The sequence below is a fragment of the Chlorobaculum parvum NCIB 8327 genome (genome assembly GCF_000020505.1).
Lineage (GTDB): Bacteria > Bacteroidota > Chlorobiia > Chlorobiales > Chlorobiaceae > Chlorobaculum > Chlorobaculum parvum_A.
The window spans coordinates 1,699,935-1,719,187 of sequence record NC_011027.1; the positions used below are offsets into that span (position 1 = coordinate 1,699,935).

The 19,253-nt window shown below is 55.4% G+C and carries 19 protein-coding genes; 13 read left to right on the forward strand and 6 right to left on the reverse strand.

The window, feature by feature from the left end:
• Positions 1 to 75: 75 nt before the first annotated feature.
• Both CPAR_RS07880 and CPAR_RS10675 read left to right on the forward strand, forming a co-directional pair.
• On the forward strand, positions 76 to 336 hold the full coding sequence (locus CPAR_RS07880; protein ID WP_041466179.1) for a hypothetical protein: 261 nt from the start codon (positions 76 to 78) through the stop codon (positions 334 to 336).
• Entirely contained in the window at positions 333 to 2,273 is a 1,941-nt protein-coding gene (locus CPAR_RS10675; RefSeq protein WP_012502785.1) for a tetratricopeptide repeat protein, read from the forward strand. Before CPAR_RS07880 ends, CPAR_RS10675 begins: the two co-directional genes overlap by 4 nt.
• A 9-nt stretch (positions 2,274 to 2,282) precedes the next feature.
• Here the strand turns inward: CPAR_RS10675 and CPAR_RS07890 are convergent, their stop codons facing one another.
• Complete coding sequence (locus tag CPAR_RS07890) at positions 2,283 to 2,837, reverse strand: NADPH-dependent FMN reductase (RefSeq protein ID WP_049755892.1); 555 nt, start codon at positions 2,835 to 2,837, stop codon at positions 2,283 to 2,285.
• Positions 2,838 to 3,010: 173 nt separating this feature from the next.
• Between CPAR_RS07890 and CPAR_RS07895 the strand changes: the two genes are divergently transcribed.
• From CPAR_RS07895 to CPAR_RS07915, 5 genes are all read left to right on the forward strand, one after another.
• On the forward strand, positions 3,011 to 4,597 hold the full coding sequence (locus CPAR_RS07895; RefSeq protein WP_012502787.1) for a DUF4403 family protein: 1,587 nt from the start codon (positions 3,011 to 3,013) through the stop codon (positions 4,595 to 4,597).
• Positions 4,598 to 4,675: 78 nt separating this feature from the next.
• Positions 4,676 to 5,365, forward strand: a complete 690-nt coding sequence (locus CPAR_RS07900) for a uridine kinase family protein (protein WP_012502788.1) — start codon at positions 4,676 to 4,678, stop codon at positions 5,363 to 5,365.
• A gap of 114 nt (positions 5,366 to 5,479) precedes the next feature.
• Entirely contained in the window at positions 5,480 to 6,046 is a 567-nt protein-coding gene (locus CPAR_RS07905) for a nitroreductase family protein (RefSeq protein WP_012502789.1), read from the forward strand.
• Between the two features lie 331 nt (positions 6,047 to 6,377).
• Positions 6,378 to 7,358, forward strand: coding sequence for a rod shape-determining protein (mreB, locus tag CPAR_RS07910; RefSeq protein WP_232203957.1), 981 nt, complete (start codon positions 6,378 to 6,380; stop codon positions 7,356 to 7,358).
• 150 nt (positions 7,359 to 7,508) lie between these two features.
• Positions 7,509 to 8,444 carry a hypothetical protein gene (locus CPAR_RS07915; protein WP_012502791.1) on the forward strand — a complete coding sequence of 312 codons (936 nt, stop codon included), beginning with the start codon at positions 7,509 to 7,511 and terminating at the stop codon, positions 8,442 to 8,444.
• Between the two features lie 305 nt (positions 8,445 to 8,749).
• Here the strand turns inward: CPAR_RS07915 and CPAR_RS07920 are convergent, their stop codons facing one another.
• Positions 8,750 to 9,139 carry a C-GCAxxG-C-C family (seleno)protein gene (locus CPAR_RS07920; protein ID WP_232203885.1) on the reverse strand — a complete coding sequence of 130 codons (390 nt, stop codon included), beginning with the start codon at positions 9,137 to 9,139 and terminating at the stop codon, positions 8,750 to 8,752.
• A gap of 3 nt (positions 9,140 to 9,142) precedes the next feature.
• Here CPAR_RS07920 and CPAR_RS11195 point away from each other — a divergent pair, with 3 nt between their 5' ends.
• The gene (locus CPAR_RS11195; RefSeq protein WP_198002652.1) at positions 9,143 to 9,325 is read left to right on the forward strand and encodes a hypothetical protein; all 183 of its coding nucleotides are present in this window, start codon (positions 9,143 to 9,145) and stop codon (positions 9,323 to 9,325) included.
• Between the two features lie 50 nt (positions 9,326 to 9,375).
• On the opposite strand, the gene CPAR_RS07925 is transcribed toward CPAR_RS11195, so the two are convergent.
• The 3 genes from CPAR_RS07925 to CPAR_RS07935 all read right to left on the reverse strand — a co-directional run bounded on the left by CPAR_RS07925 (position 9,376) and on the right by CPAR_RS07935 (position 11,783).
• On the reverse strand, positions 9,376 to 10,542 hold the full coding sequence (locus tag CPAR_RS07925) for a radical SAM/SPASM domain-containing protein (protein WP_012502793.1): 1,167 nt from the start codon (positions 10,540 to 10,542) through the stop codon (positions 9,376 to 9,378).
• A gap of 86 nt (positions 10,543 to 10,628) precedes the next feature.
• Entirely contained in the window at positions 10,629 to 10,811 is a 183-nt protein-coding gene (locus CPAR_RS07930; RefSeq protein WP_012502794.1) for a hypothetical protein, read from the reverse strand.
• Positions 10,812 to 11,030: 219 nt separating this feature from the next.
• The gene (locus tag CPAR_RS07935) at positions 11,031 to 11,783 is read right to left on the reverse strand and encodes an MIP/aquaporin family protein (RefSeq protein WP_232203886.1); all 753 of its coding nucleotides are present in this window, start codon (positions 11,781 to 11,783) and stop codon (positions 11,031 to 11,033) included.
• A gap of 244 nt (positions 11,784 to 12,027) precedes the next feature.
• On the opposite strand from CPAR_RS07935, the gene CPAR_RS07940 reads away from it, so the two are divergent.
• From CPAR_RS07940 to CPAR_RS07955, 4 genes are all read left to right on the forward strand, one after another.
• On the forward strand, positions 12,028 to 13,290 hold the full coding sequence (locus CPAR_RS07940) for a glutamate-5-semialdehyde dehydrogenase (RefSeq protein WP_012502796.1): 1,263 nt from the start codon (positions 12,028 to 12,030) through the stop codon (positions 13,288 to 13,290).
• Positions 13,290 to 13,985: an ABC transporter ATP-binding protein gene (locus CPAR_RS07945; protein ID WP_012502797.1), complete on the forward strand. Its 696-nt coding sequence runs from the start codon at positions 13,290 to 13,292 to the stop codon at positions 13,983 to 13,985. The genes CPAR_RS07940 and CPAR_RS07945 overlap by 1 nt, the downstream gene beginning before the upstream one ends.
• Positions 13,986 to 14,099: 114 nt before the next feature.
• On the forward strand, positions 14,100 to 15,410 hold the full coding sequence (locus CPAR_RS07950; RefSeq protein ID WP_012502798.1) for an MFS transporter: 1,311 nt from the start codon (positions 14,100 to 14,102) through the stop codon (positions 15,408 to 15,410).
• A gap of 337 nt (positions 15,411 to 15,747) precedes the next feature.
• Entirely contained in the window at positions 15,748 to 16,158 is a 411-nt protein-coding gene (locus tag CPAR_RS07955) for a hypothetical protein (RefSeq protein ID WP_041466180.1), read from the forward strand.
• Positions 16,159 to 16,459: 301 nt separating this feature from the next.
• On the opposite strand, the gene CPAR_RS07960 is transcribed toward CPAR_RS07955, so the two are convergent.
• A complete protein-coding gene (locus CPAR_RS07960; protein WP_012502799.1) occupies positions 16,460 to 17,575 on the reverse strand; it encodes a DegT/DnrJ/EryC1/StrS family aminotransferase in 1,116 nt (371 codons plus the stop codon).
• A gap of 176 nt (positions 17,576 to 17,751) precedes the next feature.
• On the opposite strand from CPAR_RS07960, the gene mpl reads away from it, so the two are divergent.
• Entirely contained in the window at positions 17,752 to 19,176 is a 1,425-nt protein-coding gene (mpl, locus tag CPAR_RS07965) for a UDP-N-acetylmuramate:L-alanyl-gamma-D-glutamyl-meso-diaminopimelate ligase (protein ID WP_012502800.1), read from the forward strand.
• Positions 19,177 to 19,253: the final 77 nt, after the last annotated feature.

Here is a 19,253-nt window from a genome sequence, read left to right on the forward strand (position 1 = left end):
TTGCCCGCGCAGTATTTCCGTATTATCTTAAGACTGTTAAGGTTTTTGCTGTTTTAACCTCAATTCCCCACGTCAATGAAAACAGAAGTGAAAATCGCGATCATCGGTGGCATTGTAACTATCATCGTAGCACTCATAACTGGCGGGTTCGACTGGCTGAATTCTTCAAAATCGGAACCAGTTCCTGCAAAACCTCCAGTATCGGCGCAAACCGCGCCATCGACACCCCCAGCATCTCAGTCCGTTCAAGGAAACAGTGGCGATGTCACCATCATCAACGGTGATAACAACATCAAGGCTGGCGGCGACGTAACGATTCAGGGGGAAAAAGAATGATAAAACTGGTCAAAACTGGCATTCTTGTCAACGCGATAGCACTCACGCTCGCAATGCCATCCGTCCTGAATGCCGCCCCGACAAAAGCCATTATCAATGGAAGCGGCAATATCGTTACGGACGGAGATGTCAATGTGTATCATGGCGCAAGCAAACAGCAGCATGGGGAAGTCATGCGGGAGATTCGCAAACTCAAGCAGCTTGCGCTTCAGCAAAACACAAAAGCAGCAAAAAGCAATCCGGCCTTTTTACGGATTGTTCAGAACATCTACAAAAAGCCGTATGAAGCGCTGACCGAACGGGAGCACATCACACTTTGGGATAATGTTCAGAAAGCTCTCGAACGCGCTGAAAAAGCTGAACGGGATTTTGAGCTGGTCAAACAAGAAACAGCCAGCGCTCAGTTGAAATCACTATTTCCAAAAATCGAAGCCGCGCGGGACAACTTCGACTACGACCAGGTCAACCGCCTGCTGGCAGAGTTCCGCAACAAGCACGCGGAGTTGCGCCAGGACCTCGCCAGAGTGGACTACCTGCAAGGCCAGAACTACGAACTGCAAATCAACTACCCGGAAGCCGAACGCTACTACAAAAAAGCCGCCGCCACCGAGGACGAAAACCCGCTCTATCTCGATGCCCATGCAACCATACTCTGGAAAATGGGGCGATACGACGAAGCCGAGCCGCTCTTTCGACGCGCTCTCGCTATCGACAAAAAAGCCCTCGGCCCCAATCATCCGAACGTAGCAATTCGCCTGAACAATCTGGCGAATTTGCTGGCCGATCAGGGCAACTACCGCGACGCTGAACCGCTCTACCGACGCGCTCTCGCTATCAGGGAGAAATCACTCGGCCCCAATCACCCGGACGTTGCCAACACACTCAACAATCTGGCGGTTTTACTAGGCAATAAAAGCAGATACGATGAAGCCGAACCGCTTTACCGACGCGCTCTCGCTATCAGGGAGAAATCACTCGGCCCCAATCATCCTGGTGTTGCCACCACACTCAACAATCTGGCGGCTTTACTAGACAATAAAAGCAGATACGATGAAGCCGAACCGCTTTACCGACGCGCTCTCGCTATCAGGGAGAAATCACTCGGCCCCAATCACCCGGACGTTGCCAACACACTCAACAATCTGGCGGTTTTACTAGACAATAAAAGCAGATACGATGAAGCCGAACCGCTTTACCGACGCGCCATCGCTATCGACGAAAAAGCGCTCGGCCCCAATCACCCGGACGTTGCCAACACACTCAACAATCTGGCGGTTTTACTAGGCAATAAAAGCAGATACGATGAAGCCGAACCGCTTTACCGACGCGCCATCGCTATCGACGAAAAAGCGCTCGGCCCCAATCATCCTGGTGTTGCCACCACACTCAACAATCTGGCGGTTTTACTAGGCAATAAAAGCAGATACGATGAAGCCGAACCGCTTTACCGACGCGCTCTCGCTATCAGGGAGAAATCACTCGGCCCCAATCACCCGGACGTTGCCAACACACTCCACAATCTGGCGGCTTTACTAGACAATAAAAGCAGATACGATGAAGCCGAACCGCTTTACCGACGCGCTCTCGCTATCAGGGAGAAATCACTCGGCCCCAATCATCCTGGTGTTGCCACCACACTCAACAATCTGGCGGTTTTACTAGGCAATAAAAGCAGATACGATGAAGCCGAACCGCTTTACCGACGCGCTCTCGCTATCAGGGAGAAATCACTCGGCCCCAATCACCCGGACGTTGCCAACACACTCAACAATCTGGCGGTTTTACTAGGCAATAAAAGCAGATACGATGAAGCCGAACCGCTTTACCGACGCGCCATCGCTATCGACGAAAAAGCGCTCGGCCCCAATCATCCGAAAACAATACTGCACAGAAACAACCTCAACGCTTTGCTTGAACAGAAAAAAACCGCGAAGTAACCCTCGCGCTCATCCCCCCACGTGCAGCCTCACCCACGTAGCAAACCGATCCATCCACCCCTGCAGAAAATCGCGGCTGCCGGGGCCGATGCCGCCGTCGGCGTCGAAGAGGTCATCGCGATGCTGGATGAAGGCTTCTGGCTGCGCCATCGTCGGGACGTCGAGCACGGCGAGGATATTGCGCAAATGCTGCTGGGCCAGCGCCGTACCGCAAGCACTCGTTGACAGACCGATGATGCCTGCCGGCTTGCCCGCCCAGGCGTTGTGCCCCCAGGGACGCGAGCCGTGGTCGATGGCGTTTTTGAGCACGCCGGGAATCGAGCGGTTATACTCGGGCGTGGCGATCAAGAGGCCATCCGCCTCGCGAATCTCGCGGCGCAGGCGCTGCACGGCTTCAGGCGGGTGCTCTTCCTCATCCTGATTGTACAGAGGCAGGTCGTCGATCTTCAGGTGATGAAACGTAAAATCGGGTGGTGCGAACCGGATAAGTGCATCGGCAAGTTTGCGGTTCAGCGACTCGCTCCTGATGCTGCCGACAAGCACGGCAATACGATAGGTCGTCATAACGGAATGGATAAAGTTCATCGATCTTACCTGCCCGAACGCAAACCGGGCGCTCATGGTTTCCGGCCAAACCAACGGCTATTTTGAAGCCGCAGCGGGAATCGGTATACTATTTCAAGAGTACTTCAGGAGTTATCCAGGTATTGCCGATATCCATCCGGAAAACAGGCAAGATGAAAAAAGCCCTCCTCATCACCGGTTTCGTCCTCGCCCTTCTCACAGGGCTCGGCTTCTGGCTGTACCACAGCTTCACTATCCTCAAGACCAAGCCTCCCGTTCCCCTGACCACTGAGGTTGAGCTCGAACAGCCGTCATCGCTGTTCAACGTGCCAATCAGCATCGAACACGCGGTGCTGGCCAACTACCTGAACGGCAAGATTCGCGGCAACTTCCTGAACGCCGACCTGTGGCTGCAGAAAAAGCACAAAGAGCAGATCAGCCTCGCCCTGACCAGAGATGAGAACATCACCATCAGTTCGAACGGCCAGAGGCTGATCTGCACCTTTCCGGTCTCGGCGGAAGCGCGGCTCACCGACAGTCGCTTCGGCAAGTTTCTCGCCAAACTGCTGGTGGGGCCGGTGCGCGCCAAAGCGGTCGTCACCTTCTCGACGCCGATCGCACTCGACCGGCGCTGGCATCTCCGGACGCACTTCAAAATCGTGGAGGTCAAGTGGGAAAAGGAGCCGGTGGTAAAAATCGGGCCTTTCCGCAAGCACATCCGGGCAGACCTCGACACCCTGCTCAGCGACAACAAGCGCGGCCTGACCGCCTTGCTCGATACCGAAATCAACAAAGCGGCAAGCCTCTCGCCCACCGTCAGAGGCGTCTGGAGAGATTTGCAGAAGCCGATCGTGCTCACCCGCAAGCCGCTTCCCGTCTGGTTGCGTTTCCACTGCGAAGACATCAGCGGAAAAATCGCTCTGAACAGAAAAGCCATCGTCTGCAACACCCGGATCACGACAACCATGACAGTGCTGACCGACACGACAGCAATTCGACCACCAAACCGCCTGCCGCGCTTCCGCCAAACGCCCAAAGACAGCATCTCGACCATCTCCGATGTCAACTTCTACGCCGTGGCGCCGTTCACCAGCATCAACCAGCAGCTCAATGACTTCTTCATGAACCGGAGTTTCCACCGGTCGGATTATGACGTCATCGTACGGAGCGTCAACGCCTATGGCTCTTCGAGAGGGCTCTCGGTGGCCATCATGACCGACCACGACCTGAAAGGGCACGTCATCATGAGCGGGCAGCCACGCTATGACGTATCGACCCACACCATCGGCATCGACCATTTCGACTACTCTATCGACACCGGCAACCCGATCATCAGCACCGGGGAACTCGTCATGCACGACGCCATCCGCGACAGCATCGCCACAAGGCTGAACTTGCAGATCGGTTCGATCGTCGACCGCCTGCCGACAATCATCACCACTGCCGTCTCCAAAGCCAAAGCCGGCAGAACCATCGACCTGCGCATCGACAGCCTCGCCATTCGCAAATGCGATATCCGCGTCGGCAGGGATAACGTCTATCTTTTGGTCAACGCTACCGCGAAAAACACCATCCGCATCAAGCGGATCAAATCTGGCAAAGCCATAAGAATCCATAAAAAAGCAAGAAAAAAGCGTCGGGACTCTGCCAACAGGCAAAGCGGTAACTATCGAAGCAGTATGAGCCAACCCTGCAAATCACCCATCAGCCACGGGCAAGCCGCTTGTCAGTGCGTCCTCTCCCCTATTTTCCGTTGTTAATTTCCCGGAGAAAAACCTTACTTTTTTATTATAAGGCGCACCGGTAATAGCGCCGATAAGTACAAGACCGTACCTGCTATGCTCGGAGACGTTTTACTCATCAACGATCAGCACAAATCAGCAGCCAAAGCCATTCTCGAACGACTGCTGGCAGATATGAAGCAGCCAGAGAGTGGGCAGGCGGGCAGCAAGTTCGTCGTCGCCATTTCGGGCGAATCGGGAGCCGGGAAATCGGAGATCTCCCATTCGCTTGCCATTCTGCTCAAGGCGCTGAACATTCGCGTCAAAATTCTGCATACCGACAATTATTACCGCGTTCATCCGCTTGAACGGCGCGAACACCGGATCAGCAGCAATTATGAAGTCGTCGGCGTTGATGAGTATGATTGGGATACGCTCCATCAGAACATCGAGGATTTCCGAAACAACCGCAGGGTAACCGTGCCCTGCATCGACATCATAACCGACGATGTCGATCAACTGGTCACCGATTTCAGCAAGATTCAGGTGCTCGTGATCGACGGGCTGTATGCCATCAGAACAGAAGGCGTCGACCTGCGGGTGTTCATCGACCTGACCTATCACGAAACGAAGCTGAGCCAGTTGCTTCGCTGCAAGGAGCCGACCGATGGCTACCGCTGGAGTGTACTCGAACGGGAACACCATCACGTGCGCTCGCTGATGCCTCTGGCCGATCTGCATGTGGATAAAAACTATCAGGTGTTCGACCCGAAACCGCAGCAGGGAATCCATGTGAAAACGCCCTGAGGCGTCGCCCCCTCAGGCAGCTTCGTTCTCTGCCGGATAACACGGCATTCCGGCACGTTGAAAAGCAATCGGGCAGGAATGCCGTGTTTCAGGATACCCAACAAGGAGACTGTCATGAACGAAACCATCAGCACCATTCTCAGGCGGCGCAGCGTGCGCGCCTACCGTCCCGATCCGGTCGGTGAAGCTGAACTCGACCTCATGCTCGAAGCTGCCCGCCATGCGCCCACCGCCATGAACCAGCAACCCTGGCACTTCACGGTCATCCGCAACCGAGAACTCCTCGATGATCTTGAAGAGCACTGCATCACCGCATTCATCGAATCAAAGAACAGCGCCCTGAGAGAAGTCGCAAAAATGGCCGGTTTCAGCGTCTTCTACCGCGCCCCGATGCTCGTGATCATCTCAGGTGACCCCGATGCCCTTGCCCCGCAGAACGACTGCACGCTGGCGATGGAAAACATGATGATCGCCGCCACCTCGCTCGGCATCGGCAGTTGCTGGACCAACGCCGTCATGATGTATTACGCCACCGACAAAGGCAAAGCTGCATTCGAAGAGCTCGGCGTCACCTTCCCCGAAGGCTACCAGCCCTACGCCGCAGCCGCATTCGGCTACCCGGCGGAACCGTACCCGGAAACTCCGCCCAAAAAAGCCAACTGCGTCACCATCCTGGACTGACAAAAACCGCCCGAGCAGGAAGCATCTGAAAAACCACCCGCTCCGCCTTGCAGGCTTCATGTGCCAGCTCTGCTTATGGCCGCAATGCTGAAAAAGCATCAGTGAGAGCCTTGCCCCATACCGCCTGAGATAGAAAATGCTTGGCTAAAGTAATAATACCATATATTGAGACTTGAATCCCCGTCTCTTCTCTGTACCAGAGTCCATAGGACACCATCGGCATCAGCAGTTCTTCAACAACAAACTAACCTGAGCGATGATCTTGGGAAACGTCCTGAACATAGAAACCTTCATCGATCTTGGTCTTGATCCCGGCTCGGCAAACACCCTGATGTGCATAAAGGATCAGGGAATCGTTGTCAATGAGCCGACGATTGTCGCTGTTGAAAGTGAATCCGGCGAGCTGCTTGCTTTTGGACACGATGCGCTCAACATGCACCAGAAAATGCATCCGGGCATCCAGACCATCATGCCGATAAGCAAAGGCATCATAGGTGATTACGAGAATGTGCAGAAACTCTTCAGGGAACTGCTGCACCATGTCAAACCCAGGATTCTCTTTGGCATTCACCGGCTTGTGATAAGCATACCTTACGGCATAACCGAAGTCGGAAAGCGCGCTTTCTTCGATATGGCCGAACATCTGGGGGCAAAAGAGGCCTATCTGGTTCTTGAGCCGATAGCCGCGGCAATAGGCGCCGGCATCAACCCGTTCGAGCCGGTCGCAAGCCTGATTGTCAACTTGGGAGCCGGCACCACGCAGATCACCGTCATCTCGCTTGGGGGCGTTGTCTCTGGAGAATCGCTTTCCATTTCAGGCAACCAGATCAATAATGCGATCATCGAGAGCCTGAGAGAGAAAAACAATCTGGCCATCAGTGAATATGCCGCCGAACATATCAAACTGAACATCACCACCACCGACAGGCCTGACCGGGAAAGCCGGTTGACCGTCAAAGGCTTCAACCTGCTGACCGGCTTTCCTGATACGCAGGAGGTGAGTACCGTGGAACTCCGGGAGATCATAACAACCTCCCTGCAGGAGGTCGTAACGGCAATCAAAAAGTGCATCGAAGTCCTTGCCGACAAGCCTGATGTCGCCGTTGACATCCTCGAACGCGGCATCTATCTGACGGGAGGCGGCGCGCTGTTGGCCGGCATCGACAAGAAAATCCAGTCCGAAACCGGGCTGAATGTCACCATCTGCGAAGAACCCCAGACCACGGTCAGCAAGGGCTTGTGCACGATTTTGAACAATTTCGAACTTTACCGCCCTGTTCTTATCGACAACAAAAAAAAGCATAAACCGTAACATCGCGGCACAAACCCGACGGTTTTCGGATACCCGGCGGACCCCTGACCCGAAATCATGCCGGCTACCGTTTGTTCTGCGCCAATGATTCTCTAACTTTTCAATGTTGATTCAAACCTCACCCCTAACCACCGATTAACAGGAACCATCATGAAAAAAACCATCCTTTCCGCCACGCTGGCGATCATGGTCCTGCTCTGGCACTCGCTGAGCTTCGCCGCTATCAACCAGTTTACCGGCCACTGGAAAAACACCGACTCGAACACCCGGGGCATCACCACTCTGGACATCACCGGTAACGCCAATGCCCTGAAGATGCACGCCTGGGGCAAGTGCCATCCGAACGATTGCGACTGGGGCGAAGTCAAGGCCTATGCTTACGCTCCAAGCGTTTCCTCGCCAATGGAGCAGAATGCACGAGCCGTCTCCGCCGTCTACAACACAGGTTTCAGCCAGACGCTCGTCATCGTCAAAGCGTTGGGAAACAACAAGATCCGCGCCGAAGTGTTCACCCGCTTCACCGACAACAGCAACCGCAGCAACTACACCGCGATCTACACCTTTAAACGTCAGCTTCAGGTCGCCCCGATCAAGCCGATGCCAATTCCGATGAAACCGATGATGCCGGTTGTCAAAGAAGACTGCATCTCGTTCAACCCGGCCACCACGACCCTCAGAAACATCGACGGGCGCTGGACGATTGTTGACGGCAACCACCTGATGTTCAACTTCGGCGACAAAAAGGCTGAGGCCATCAAAGCGCTGAGCATCATCAAGCACTACAAAATGAACCAGAGCTGCTTCGTTGGTCGCCCCGACCCCAGCTTCAGCTACCTGCTGGTTAACGGCCAGGCGCCTCAGGGCAGCATGCAGGGCGAAGACTGCGTGAGCTTCAACCCGAACACCATCGAGGTCAAGAAAATCAACGGCCGCTGGAAGATCGTTGACGGCAGCCACTGGGTTTTCGATTTCAACGATAAGGAAGGCGAAGCCAGAACCGCGTTTGCGATCATCAAAAAGTACGGCTTCAACCGCTCCTGCTACGTCGGCCGCCCCGACCCCAGCTTCATTTACCTGAGGAAGTAAGCACGACTTTTTCGTAAATGCACAAAACCCCCGGTTTCAGCTCATGGAACCGGGGGTTTTTCAGTTTTGTGGGGATTAATTGGGACAAGCTTGCTAACATTTCCCGTCACTGCGAGTTCCCTTTAGCCATTAAGCTACCGCACACTGACCTTGAACAAGTTCGCGGCTTTATCCGTCATTCCCGCGAAGGCGGGAATCCAGTACCTGAATGGAGTGCATGGATTCCCGCTTCCGCGGGAATGACCGGGCGTAGGAACCATAACGTATCTGTGATTTCGAGGAGCAAAGCGACGCGGCAATCCAGTTCATTTCTCCGTTCCCAGCATCTCCTCCAGAATGTCCGAGGCCGTGGCGACGGCATCGACGCACACGGTTTCAAAGAGCTTCAGCTCTCGCGCTTTTTGCAGGCTTTCCGGCTCGCCGATGCAGAGGCCGAGGATCGATTCGCAACGGCATGAACCCATGCGTTTCTCGAACTCTGCGATGAACTGCTCGCCAAGCTCGTAGGTTTTCCGCTTGTTCGCCAGTTCCTCGATACCGCCCATGCCGTAGCGCATCGACAGCGCCATCAGCGCCCCCGTCACCGCGCCGCACATCCCGCCGCCCGACCCGGCCACGCCGCCGCCGAACACCGTCGCCAGCCGCAAAGCGCTCGCTTCGTCCAGCACCTCGGTCTGCCGAAAAGCCGCAAACACCGCTTGGCTGCAATTGCAACGGTTGCTGAAAAGTTGGAGAGCTTTTTCTTTTCTGTGCATGGGATTTACGGGAATGGGATTTTGATGGATGATCGAAAAATGCTCACTCGCCGCTCATCGCTTTTTCGATTTCTGCAAGGATTTGCTAGGCTTCTTGAAAATTTTCAGATTGACGCAGAAGGGTGAAAATCTCAACGGCTCGTCGGGCAAATGTTAAGGCTTCTTCAAGATTTCATTTAATCGTTGACCGGCACGAAAGATTTTGGTTTCATCTTGATTTTTTCCATCAGAAAATCATAACGCCCCATTGCTTTGAAAGCTTCGATGGTTTCAAGGCAGATGCTGTGCCAAATGGTCATCAGCTTCTGCTGCTGCAACAATGGCATGGTGAACAGTCCGTTGATCTCCTGGTGAAGGGCGATGCAGCCACCTGCACAGAAATCCTTTGCCGGACACTGATCGCACCGGGTATAGCATCCAAGAATATGGGTTCTGTCATAACGGCGGAACGGCAGGGTTCTGACCGGATCGATGCCCTTGAAAACGTCACCGAGTTTGAATTTCTCTTTGTCTGCACCGGCATAGGTTACAAAGCGATGGCAGGGATAGATTGCTCCCTCTACATCAATACCAACAAAGGTCTTGCCCGCGCCACATGCCACATCGACCTGATGATCATCCACGATCTGCTCGATGCCGTTATCAAGGAAATGAAGGTGCAGGTACTCCCCTAACGAGGCTTTTTCAATTACATACTGAGCCGCCTTGCGGCACTGCACATCGAAGGTATGCCAGGAATCATGATCCTGAAAAAGTTCAAGTGCCACACAGGGGGAAATGAAGCTAAAGCCTAACTGGTCGAGAAAGATGATATTGTCAAAAACCGATTCCACACTTTCAGGGGTGATCGTCATCCGGGCAGCAGTCTTCGGAAAGCGTTGAAGTGTCTTTTCGGCATTAGCGCAAAGCGTATCGAACGGACTTGAACCGTTCTTCTTCAGGCGAAACCTGTCATTGGTCTTACGGTTTCCGTCAATACTGAAAAGCATACTGATATTATGCTGCTCCATAAAGTCGAGCATCTCGGCAGTCAGTAGTGTGCCATTGGTGGTCACAGAAAAGATCATCGACTTTCCATGCTTCTGTGACAGGGTGTCGGTATGTGCAACAACGCTTTTCAGCAAGTCGAATTCAAGCAACGGCTCCCCACCAAAAAAGGAGAGAATGAGCGGATTTTCAGGAAAGCCTTCAGTGTTTTCAAATAGCCACTCGACCGAACGTTCTGCGGTACGCTTCGACATGGCCGCTTGGCCACTTCTGCTGGCAAAACAGTAGCTGCATGCCAGATTGCAGTTATTGGTCAGAAACAGCACCGCATACGGCACATGCCATTTGCCAGCCATTTGGATCAAGGTTTATGTATTTCTGAATCATCGTGAGGGACAGATTGCGGCGACCTGCCCAGTCTATCCCTCGAAGCGGAACCGGCTCAGACGTCACCGCCAGGAATCTTGGCGCACTCCATGCACTGGCAGATTTTGCAGCTCAGTGAGCAGGCTGCGAATGTTTCGACCTCCTCCTTTTCCATAAGATCAAGCTGAGATTCCATTTCGGCCAGCTTTTCGAGGAAGGTCGTTTTCGGTTCGATTTGAGGTAGGGTTGCTGTCGGCATGTTTATCCCTCCAGTAGTTGTTTAGTGGAGATAAAAAAGAAAGCAACTTCATAGTTAAGCTATAAAATATCCACCTGTAATTCAAACGGCTCAGATGAAATTTCCAATTGCTGGTTAAATGATCAGACGAAGTAGTCCCAAACTCTGATGGCCCCATGGAAATAAACAGAACCCTTTCCGCTCAAAACATTAAGGCAATGCCATCGGAAATCCAGCAGGCTACGTGCCCGTCTCGTCGATGTCGAGCGTGCCCTGGGCGGCGATGGTTCCGGCAGTGGTGGGCGGACCTTTGAGAATCCACTCGAAAGCCACGCCGATCAACGCACCGGCAAGCGGCCCTGCGACGTAGACCCAGGCGAGCGCCGTGTCGCCGCACACCAGCGCAGGCGCGAGCGAGCGCACGGGATTCATCGAGGCTCCGCTGATCGGAGCGGCCCACATGCCTGCGAGCGCAATGTAGCCGCCGACCGCAATCGCGCCGTTGGTTCCGATGTTCCGTGCGCCAGACGAGGTGCCGAGAATGGTGTTCACCAGCGCGGCGGTCAGCACCATTTCCATCAAAACCGCCTTCACCGGCGTCACCTCATGGCCCGGCAGGGTCATGCCCGGCGCGACGGCGGCGTTGCCAAACATGAAGCCGAGAAAAAGCGCGGCCAGCCCGCCGCCAGCGATCTGCGCGATGATGTAGCCGGGCACGCGCACCCAAGGGAAGTTCCGGCGCATGGCGAACGCGATGGTCACTGCCGGGTTGAGGTGCGCACCACTCACCGTGCCCATGAAGTAGATGATCGCCATCACCATCAGGCCGGGCGCAACCGGCAGAAGCGCATCGCCGGCATGGTTGCCGGAACTGACCGCCGCAACCGGGCCGCCAGCCGCCACGAGCACCAGCAGAAAAGTGCCCCACACCTCGGCGAAAATCCGCTTCCACTCGTGCCTTGGATCGAGAAAGTTCGGCGCGATCTGCGTCATCAACATTCTGTCCCGCGCAGCCGTAAGCCCATTGTGATTGTTGGCCGTCATCATAGCATCTCCTGAAAACCGTCTGTTGACCGGAATAGGGCGAAAACCGGTAAAACCGTCACTTCATAAAGGTAAAAAAAGCAGCGCAAGTTACGGCCCGCCGCGCCCGAGACAATTGCAAGGGTTGGCAAAGAATGACTATCTTTCGGTCACTTCAAAATTCTGACAATCCCCTTTCAAGGAGCCCGCGTCCATGACCGAACACGAAGCCATCGTCCAGCACCTCCAGGCCGTCCAGAACGCCAGCCGCAAGATCGTCACGCTCGATGAAGATGCTATCAACGCTCTGCTCAACGATCTCGCCGACCGAATTCCCGACGCCGCTGAAACGATTCTCGAAGCCAACCGCAAGGACCTCGAACGGATGGATCCGGCCGACCCGCGCTACGACCGCCTGCTCCTAAACGAATCTCGCCTGAACTCGATCGCTTCCGACCTGCGCAACGTGGCCGCACTCCCTTCGCCGCTCGACCGCGTGCTCGAAGAGCGCACGCTGCCCAACGGGCTGGAGCTGCGCAAGGTCTCGGTGCCACTCGGCGTGATCGGCATCATCTACGAATCGCGCCCGAACGTGACGTTTGACGTCTTCGCGCTCTGCCTGAAATCGGGCAACGCCACCGTGCTGAAAGGCGGCAGTGACGCGGCCTTCTCAAACATCGCCATCGTCGAGCTGATCCAGACGGTCATCCGTGATCGCGGCCTCGATCCCGAGATGATCTACCTGCTGCCTGCTGAACGCGAGGCGGCACACATTCTGCTCAACGCAGTCGGCTATATCGACGTCATCATTCCGCGCGGCAGCCAGGCGCTGATCGACTTCGCCCGCAAGCACTCCACCGTACCGGTCATCGAAACCGGCGCGGGCATCGTGCACACCTACTTCGATGAGAGCGGCGACCTGGCGATGGGTCGCGACATCATCTTCAACGCCAAAACCCGCCGTCCGAGCGTCTGCAACGCGCTCGATACGCTGATTGTGCACAAAAGCCGCATCGACGACCTACCGGTGCTGGTCGAGCAGCTCGAAGAAAAGCTGGTGCAGATTTTTGCCGACGAACCAGCCTATTACAAGCTGCTGAACCGCTATCCGGACGAACTGCTTCAGATCGCCACGCCTGAGAATTTCGGCACGGAGTACCTGTCGCTGAAGATGTCGATCAAGACCGTTGAGACCTTCGAAGAAGCGCTCGACCACATCGCGCACCACAGCTCGAAGCACAGCGAAGCGATCGTCGCATCGGATCAGGCGACCATCGACGCCTTCATGAAGCGAGTGGACGCGGCGGCGGTGTACGCCAACACCTCGACCGCCTTCACCGACGGCGCGCAGTTCGGTCTCGGCGCGGAGATCGGCATCAGCACGCAGAAGCTGCACGCGCGTGGCCCGATGGCGCTCAAGGAGCTGTGCACCTACAAATGGCTGATCGAAGGCCAGGGACAGGTGAGGCCCGCCTGATGCTCGAAGCCCGCAAGCTCGTCAAATCCTACGCCCTGCCCGGCCAGCCGCCCCTGCGCATTCTCGACGGCATCGACCTCTCGGTCGCGCCGGGCGAAATGGTGACCGTCATCGGCGCATCCGGCAGCGGCAAGACCACGCTGCTCAACCTGCTCGGCACACTCGATACACCTGACGAAGGTGAGCTGACCTTCGCGGGGACGCCGATCTTTCAGGGAAGCAAATGCCTGCTCTCAAAAAAAGAGCTGGCCGCATTCCGCAACCGCTCCATCGGCTTTGTCTTTCAGTTCCACCACCTGCTGTCCGATTTTACGGCGCTTGAAAACGTCGCGATGGCGCAATTCATCGGCACCGGCAAGCTCAAGCCCGCCAAGGAGCGAGCCGCCGTGCTGCTCGAAAAGCTCGGCCTCAAGGCGCGGCTCGACCACCTCCCCTCGGAGTTATCGGGCGGCGAACAGCAGCGCGTCGCCATCGCCCGAGCCCTCATGAACGAGCCGAAACTCGTGCTCGCCGACGAACCCAGCGGCAACCTCGACAGCCGTAACAGCCGGATGCTCTACGAGCTGATGGCATCGCTCAGCAAGGAACACAAAACCTCGTTCGTCATCGTCACCCACAACGAAGAGTTCGCCGCCACTGCCGACCGCTGCCTCCACATGCAGGACGGCCGGTTGCAGGCCTGCGGAGAAAAGTGATGATAGATTCGGTAAAGAACGAACACGCAAGTTTACCCTGAAAACGACGAATCACCGAAAATTGATTTATCTGAACACTACATCGTTAACCACACCCACCGCACCTCCAGCCCAATGACCGACACCACCTCTCACGCAAAAATAGGCCCTATCGAACTGGCGGCGTCCGTCATGCCCCGCCATGCATGGACGTTCCTGTTCGCGTCGTTCTTTTCGATCGGCATGGTCACCTTTGTCTCCATCGGACAGGCCTATATTCTGAACGAGCATCTCGGCATTCCGGTCTCCGAGCAGGGCACTATCAGCGGTGATCTGGTCTTCTGGACGGAGATCGTGACGCTCTTGCTCTTCGGCCCGGCAGGAGCGATCATGGACCGCATCGGCAGGCGGCCGGTCTATGCCGTGGGATTCATCATTCTGGCCATCGCCTACCTCTACTACCCACTCGTGACCGACGTCTTCCAGCTCACCATCGCCCGCATGATCTACGCGGTCGGCGTGGTCGCCGTGACGAGCGGCTTGGCGACAGTGCTGGTCGATTACCCGAAGGAGCGGTCGCGCGGCAAGCTCATCGCGATTGTCGGATTCCTGAACGGACTCGGCATCGTCATCCTGAACCAGTTCTTCGGCGGCCTGCCCAAGACGCTCGTGGCCGACGGCATGAGCGGCACCGAGGCCGGATTCTGGGCGCACGCTGCGGTCGCGGGCACGGCGGCGGTGACGGCTATCGTGCTCTTTTTCGGCCTCAAGGGCGGTACGCCGGTGCGGCACGAGGAGCGGTTGCCGGTCAAAGAGCTGCTCACCAGCGGCTTCCGCCACGCCCGCAATCCACGGATTCTGCTCTCCTACGCAGCGGCCTTCGTGGCGCGCGGCGACCAGTCGATCATCGGCACCTTCGTGCCGCTCTGGGGCATGACCACTGGCCTGGCGATGGGCCTCGAACCCGCCGAAGCGGTCAAAAAAGGCACCTTCATTTTCATCATTTCGCAGGCCGCCGCGCTGCTCTGGGCGCCAGTCATCGGCATCTTCATCGACCGCTGGAACCGCGTCACGGCGCTCACCCTCTGCATGGGGCTGGCCGCCATCGGCTACCTCTCGCTGGCGATGATCGGCAACCCGCTCGAAACGTACTCGCTCATCTTTTTCGTGCTGCTCGGCATCGGCCAGATCAGCGCCTTCCTCGGCTCGCAATCGCTCATCGGCCAGGAAGCGCCAAAGGAGGCGCGAGGCTCGGTGATCGGAGCCTTCAACATCAGCGGAGCCATCGGCATCCTCTTCATCACCACCACCGGAGGCCGCCTCTTCGACGGCATGAGCCCCAAAGCCCCCTTCATCATCGTCGGCGCGGTGAACCTGATTGTGATGCTGGGAGGATTGTGGCTGCGGGCAAGAGAGGCGAAGAAGGGTGGAGAAATTGCGGCATGACAGAAAAGGATTGTCTTGTCATGCTGAACGAAGTGAAGCATCCCACCTGAAAAGTTATGATTGAGAGTTGATTGCATTTTGTTGCAGCTTTTACTATTGCCTCATATCCTTATTGGCTTTCATCGATACTTTGACAAAGTTTCCGAATTTTCGATTATTGGAAAATGAATCATTTGATTATTCGTTTTTATATTGTTCAAACTTGGATTAATGATATTAAAAAAATTTCTTTTTAGTTGTTTTTCGGAACTTTTTTTAATATCGCTGAGTTACATTTTTTCCTAAATTGGTTCGTGGTGAATTTTTTAGGAAAAGTAAATATTAAATAAAATATAATATGGTAAAATACGATTTCGAAGTAAAGGATGGGTATTCTCTATTTCCAGAGCATCTTGAAAATGATGATTTGGTTTTTTTTCACGGAAGTCCCATGAAAAATTTTAAGTCTATTTGTCAAAATGGATTCAAGTCTGGAAGCGAGCTTAGGATAAGTAGTTTGACATCTGTGACTTATACGATGAAAAGCATTGGTGCGTTTAATCACGTTTGTAGTATACGGCAAAGTGGAGAGGATATGGTTGTCTTTGCTGTATTCTTCAAGAAAGAAGACTTAGAAAGACATTTAGATGTTCAAAAGAGAGTGCCGATTGTGGTTCGAGAATATGCCGAGATAAAGGTATATGACTCTGATATTCAACCATCAAGGATTGGTTACAGTATTGTTCCTGCTCATTATAGGCATAAATAATTATGTAAAGGGTTACATAGTCAGACTCTTTTAGCTATGCTACAAGTTGAGACGAACTGATGAAGGACTGGTATTGTGTTTAGACATTCTCATCGAATAGTGTCAAACACAAAACCTATCCTTTTTTGTTTTGAATAGATTACCCCACCAAACTTCATCCTCAACCTCTCCTGAAACGTCTAAAGCTTCTCCGCAATCTCCGCCATGTAATCCCCCCCAATCTTTTCCAACAAAGCATTGGCGATGTCAGGAGCGCTCAACGGAGTAGTAGCTAAAGCCGTCGCGCGCTCCCGGCAACTTCTCACGCCCCGATAATCACCCCGCAAATCTGCTCGATCTCCTCTTCCTTCAAATATGGATGCATCGGCAAAGCAAACACTCTCGCACTGAAATCTTCCGAAACCGGGAAGTCGCCCGGTTTGTAGCCGAGGTTTTCGTAGGCTTTCTGCAAGTGCAGCGGAATCTGGTAGTAGATCGCCGAGGGGATGCCTGCGTCCTTCAGCGCGGCCATGAGCTTCGTGCGGTCGTCCGTTGAGTTGGCGAGCACGCAGTATTGCGCCCAGCAGGAGGTGTAGCCTTCGGGGACTTCGGGGACGACGACGCGATCCTTGAGGCGGGCGCTGTAAGCTGCGGCGACCTTGTTGCGCAGGTCGAGTTCGTCGTCGAAGATGGTGAGTTTTTCGTTGATGACCGCGGCCTGGATGGCGTCGAAGCGGCCGTTGAGGCCGATGCGCTCGTTGTTGTATTTGTCCGAACCGCCGCCGTGGACGCGGACGGAGATCAGCAGTTCCAGCAGCTCGTCGTCGTCGGTGAAGATCGCACCGCCGTCGCCGTAGCAGCCGAGAGGCTTGGCCGGGAAAAAGGAGGTCGCGCCGACAAGGCCGAAGCTACCCGCCCTCCTGCCGCCGACCGTGCCGCCGAAGCCCTGCGCGGCGTCTTCGAGAATCCAGAGTCCCTGCTCGGCGGCCACCTTTTCGAGGCGGTCGTATTCGGCGGGCAGGCCGAACAGATCGACCGGAATCAGCGCCTTCGGATTCAGCCCTTTTTTGCGAGCCTGTTCGACCGCCGGAGCGACGCCGTCGGGGTCGATGTTGAAGGTGCCGGGCAGTACATCGACGAACACCGGCGTCGCGCCCGCAAGGCTGATGACCTCGGCGGTAGCCACGAAGGTGAACGGCGTGGTGAGCACCGCGTCGCCGGGGCCGATCCCTTTGGCCATGAGCGGAATCAGCAGCGCGTCGGTGCCAGAGGCGCACGAAACGCAGTGCTTCGTGCCGACGTACTCGGCAAGCTTTTTCTCGGCTTCGAGCACTTCCGGCCCCATGACGAACTGGGCGCTGTCGATGATCCGCTCGATGCGCTTCATGAGGTTCTCGCGGATGCGATTTTTCTGGGTGATGAGGTCTATGAACTGCATGGCTTTATGGATTTTCGATGATGTTCCTGAAAATTTTTTGATTTGACATAATACGGATTCATCGCCTCAATCCCGAAAGTTCGGACAGAGTACGGTCTGTTTTGCGAGGCTGGGGTTTTTCTGTACTATTGGACTTAAGGGTATACATCACAAGCACCTGACCAACATTCCCAACCATGAGTTCCATCTATTTTATCGGCATCGGCGGCTCGGCAATGGCTTCGGTGGCCGTGGCGCTTTCGCACATGGGCCACGCCGTTACCGGTTCGGATACGCAGCTCTATCCTCCGATGAGCACCTATCTTGAAAATCATAACATCCGCTATTTCAACGACTTTTCTGCAGAGAACCTGAAAAGCGCATCGCCCGATCTGGTGGTGGTTGGCAATGCGATCAGCCGGGGCAATCCCGATCTTGAGTACGCGCTCGACACGCACATGGAGCTGATTTCGATGCCGGAGCTGGTGCGGCGCGAGCTGATTGGACGCCACACCTCGATTGTGGTGGCAGGCACGCACGGCAAGACAACGACCACTTCCCTCGCCGCATGGTTGCTCGAAGCGGGCGGCTTTCTGCCGGGCTTCCTCATCGGCGGCATTCCCGAGAATTTCGGCGACGGCTGCCGCCCTTCCGGCCTCTCCGAGCCGGGCTTTTTCGTGACCGAGGGCGACGAGTACGACTCGGCCTTTTTCGACAAGCGCAGCAAGTTCCTGCATTACCGCCCCGACATCGCGATCATCAACAACGTCGAGTTCGACCACGCGGACATCTTCGACTCGCTCGACGACATCAAGAAGAGCTTCTGCCTGCTGGTGAACCTCGTGCCGTCGAGCGGCCTCTTGATCGTCAACGGCGACGATCCGAATTCGATGGAGGTCGCCGCGAAAGCGTTCTGCCGCGTCGAGACCTTTGGCATGAACGGCACAGCGGACTGGACGGCAACCGACATCACTACCGACGCCGAAAGCACCGTCTTCACGGTCGTACACAATGGCGAAGCGATGGGCCGGGTAAGCGTGCCGCTTTTCGGCAACTACAACGTGATGAACGCGCTGGCAGCCACGGCGGCTGCAATCCGCGCGGGCGTGAGCTTTGAGTCGATCACCAAAGGGCTTGCAAAATTCAAACGCCCGAAGCGCCGCATGGAGCTGGTCGGTGAGTACGCAGGCGGCGTAACGCTCATCGAGGACTTCGCGCATCACCCGACGGCCGTACGGCTCACGCTCGGTGCGATTGCGGAACACTACCCCGGCAGGCGCATCGTGGCCTGTTTCGAGCCTCGCTCCAACACCACCACGCGCAACATCTTTCAGCACGAGCTGACGGAGTGCTTCGACGACGCTTCGGTCGTGGTTCTCGGCAGGGTGAACCGGCCTGATCGCTACGCCCCCGAAAAACGGCTCGATGCGGCGCAGCTTTGCCACGAGCTGGAAGCAAAAGGCAAGCGTGTCTTCGCGGCTGGCGACGACGACTATCCGAACGACATCGTCCAGTTCATCAAAGCAGAACAGCAGCCCGGCGACGTGGTTGTACTGCTGAGCAACGGCAGCTTCAACGGCCTGAAAACGCTGCTGGCGGAAAGTTTTGAAAAAAAATCATGAAGATTTCATTGGCGATAGGCTATTTTTCTATCTTGTGACTTTTCCTGGGCGGCGCATGCCCGGTTCATGCCGCTGCA

Bases quoted from the DNA above. Each gene is read 5' to 3' on its own strand.
- mreB (WP_232203957.1), top strand. From the start codon at position 6,378: ATGTGCATAAAGGATCAGGGAATCGTTGTCAATGAGCCGACGATTGTC.
- CPAR_RS07930 (WP_012502794.1), bottom strand. From the start codon at position 10,811: ATGCCGACAGCAACCCTACCTCAAATCGAACCGAAAACGACCTTCCTC.
- CPAR_RS07900 (WP_012502788.1), top strand. From the start codon at position 4,676: ATGCTCGGAGACGTTTTACTCATCAACGATCAGCACAAATCAGCAGCC.
- mpl (WP_012502800.1), top strand. From the start codon at position 17,752: ATGAGTTCCATCTATTTTATCGGCATCGGCGGCTCGGCAATGGCTTCG.
- CPAR_RS07960 (WP_012502799.1), bottom strand. From the start codon at position 17,575: ATGCAGTTCATAGACCTCATCACCCAGAAAAATCGCATCCGCGAGAAC.
- CPAR_RS07880 (WP_041466179.1), top strand. From the start codon at position 76: ATGAAAACAGAAGTGAAAATCGCGATCATCGGTGGCATTGTAACTATC.
- CPAR_RS07955 (WP_041466180.1), top strand. From the start codon at position 15,748: ATGGTAAAATACGATTTCGAAGTAAAGGATGGGTATTCTCTATTTCCA.
- CPAR_RS07915 (WP_012502791.1), top strand. From the start codon at position 7,509: ATGAAAAAAACCATCCTTTCCGCCACGCTGGCGATCATGGTCCTGCTC.
- CPAR_RS07945 (WP_012502797.1), top strand. From the start codon at position 13,290: ATGCTCGAAGCCCGCAAGCTCGTCAAATCCTACGCCCTGCCCGGCCAG.
- CPAR_RS07890 (WP_049755892.1), bottom strand. From the start codon at position 2,837: ATGACGACCTATCGTATTGCCGTGCTTGTCGGCAGCATCAGGAGCGAG.
- CPAR_RS07925 (WP_012502793.1), bottom strand. From the start codon at position 10,542: ATGGCTGGCAAATGGCATGTGCCGTATGCGGTGCTGTTTCTGACCAAT.
- CPAR_RS07935 (WP_232203886.1), bottom strand. From the start codon at position 11,783: ATGACGCAGATCGCGCCGAACTTTCTCGATCCAAGGCACGAGTGGAAG.
- CPAR_RS07940 (WP_012502796.1), top strand. From the start codon at position 12,028: ATGACCGAACACGAAGCCATCGTCCAGCACCTCCAGGCCGTCCAGAAC.
- CPAR_RS07895 (WP_012502787.1), top strand. From the start codon at position 3,011: ATGAAAAAAGCCCTCCTCATCACCGGTTTCGTCCTCGCCCTTCTCACA.
- CPAR_RS10675 (WP_012502785.1), top strand. From the start codon at position 333: ATGATAAAACTGGTCAAAACTGGCATTCTTGTCAACGCGATAGCACTC.
- CPAR_RS07950 (WP_012502798.1), top strand. From the start codon at position 14,100: ATGACCGACACCACCTCTCACGCAAAAATAGGCCCTATCGAACTGGCG.
- CPAR_RS07905 (WP_012502789.1), top strand. From the start codon at position 5,480: ATGAACGAAACCATCAGCACCATTCTCAGGCGGCGCAGCGTGCGCGCC.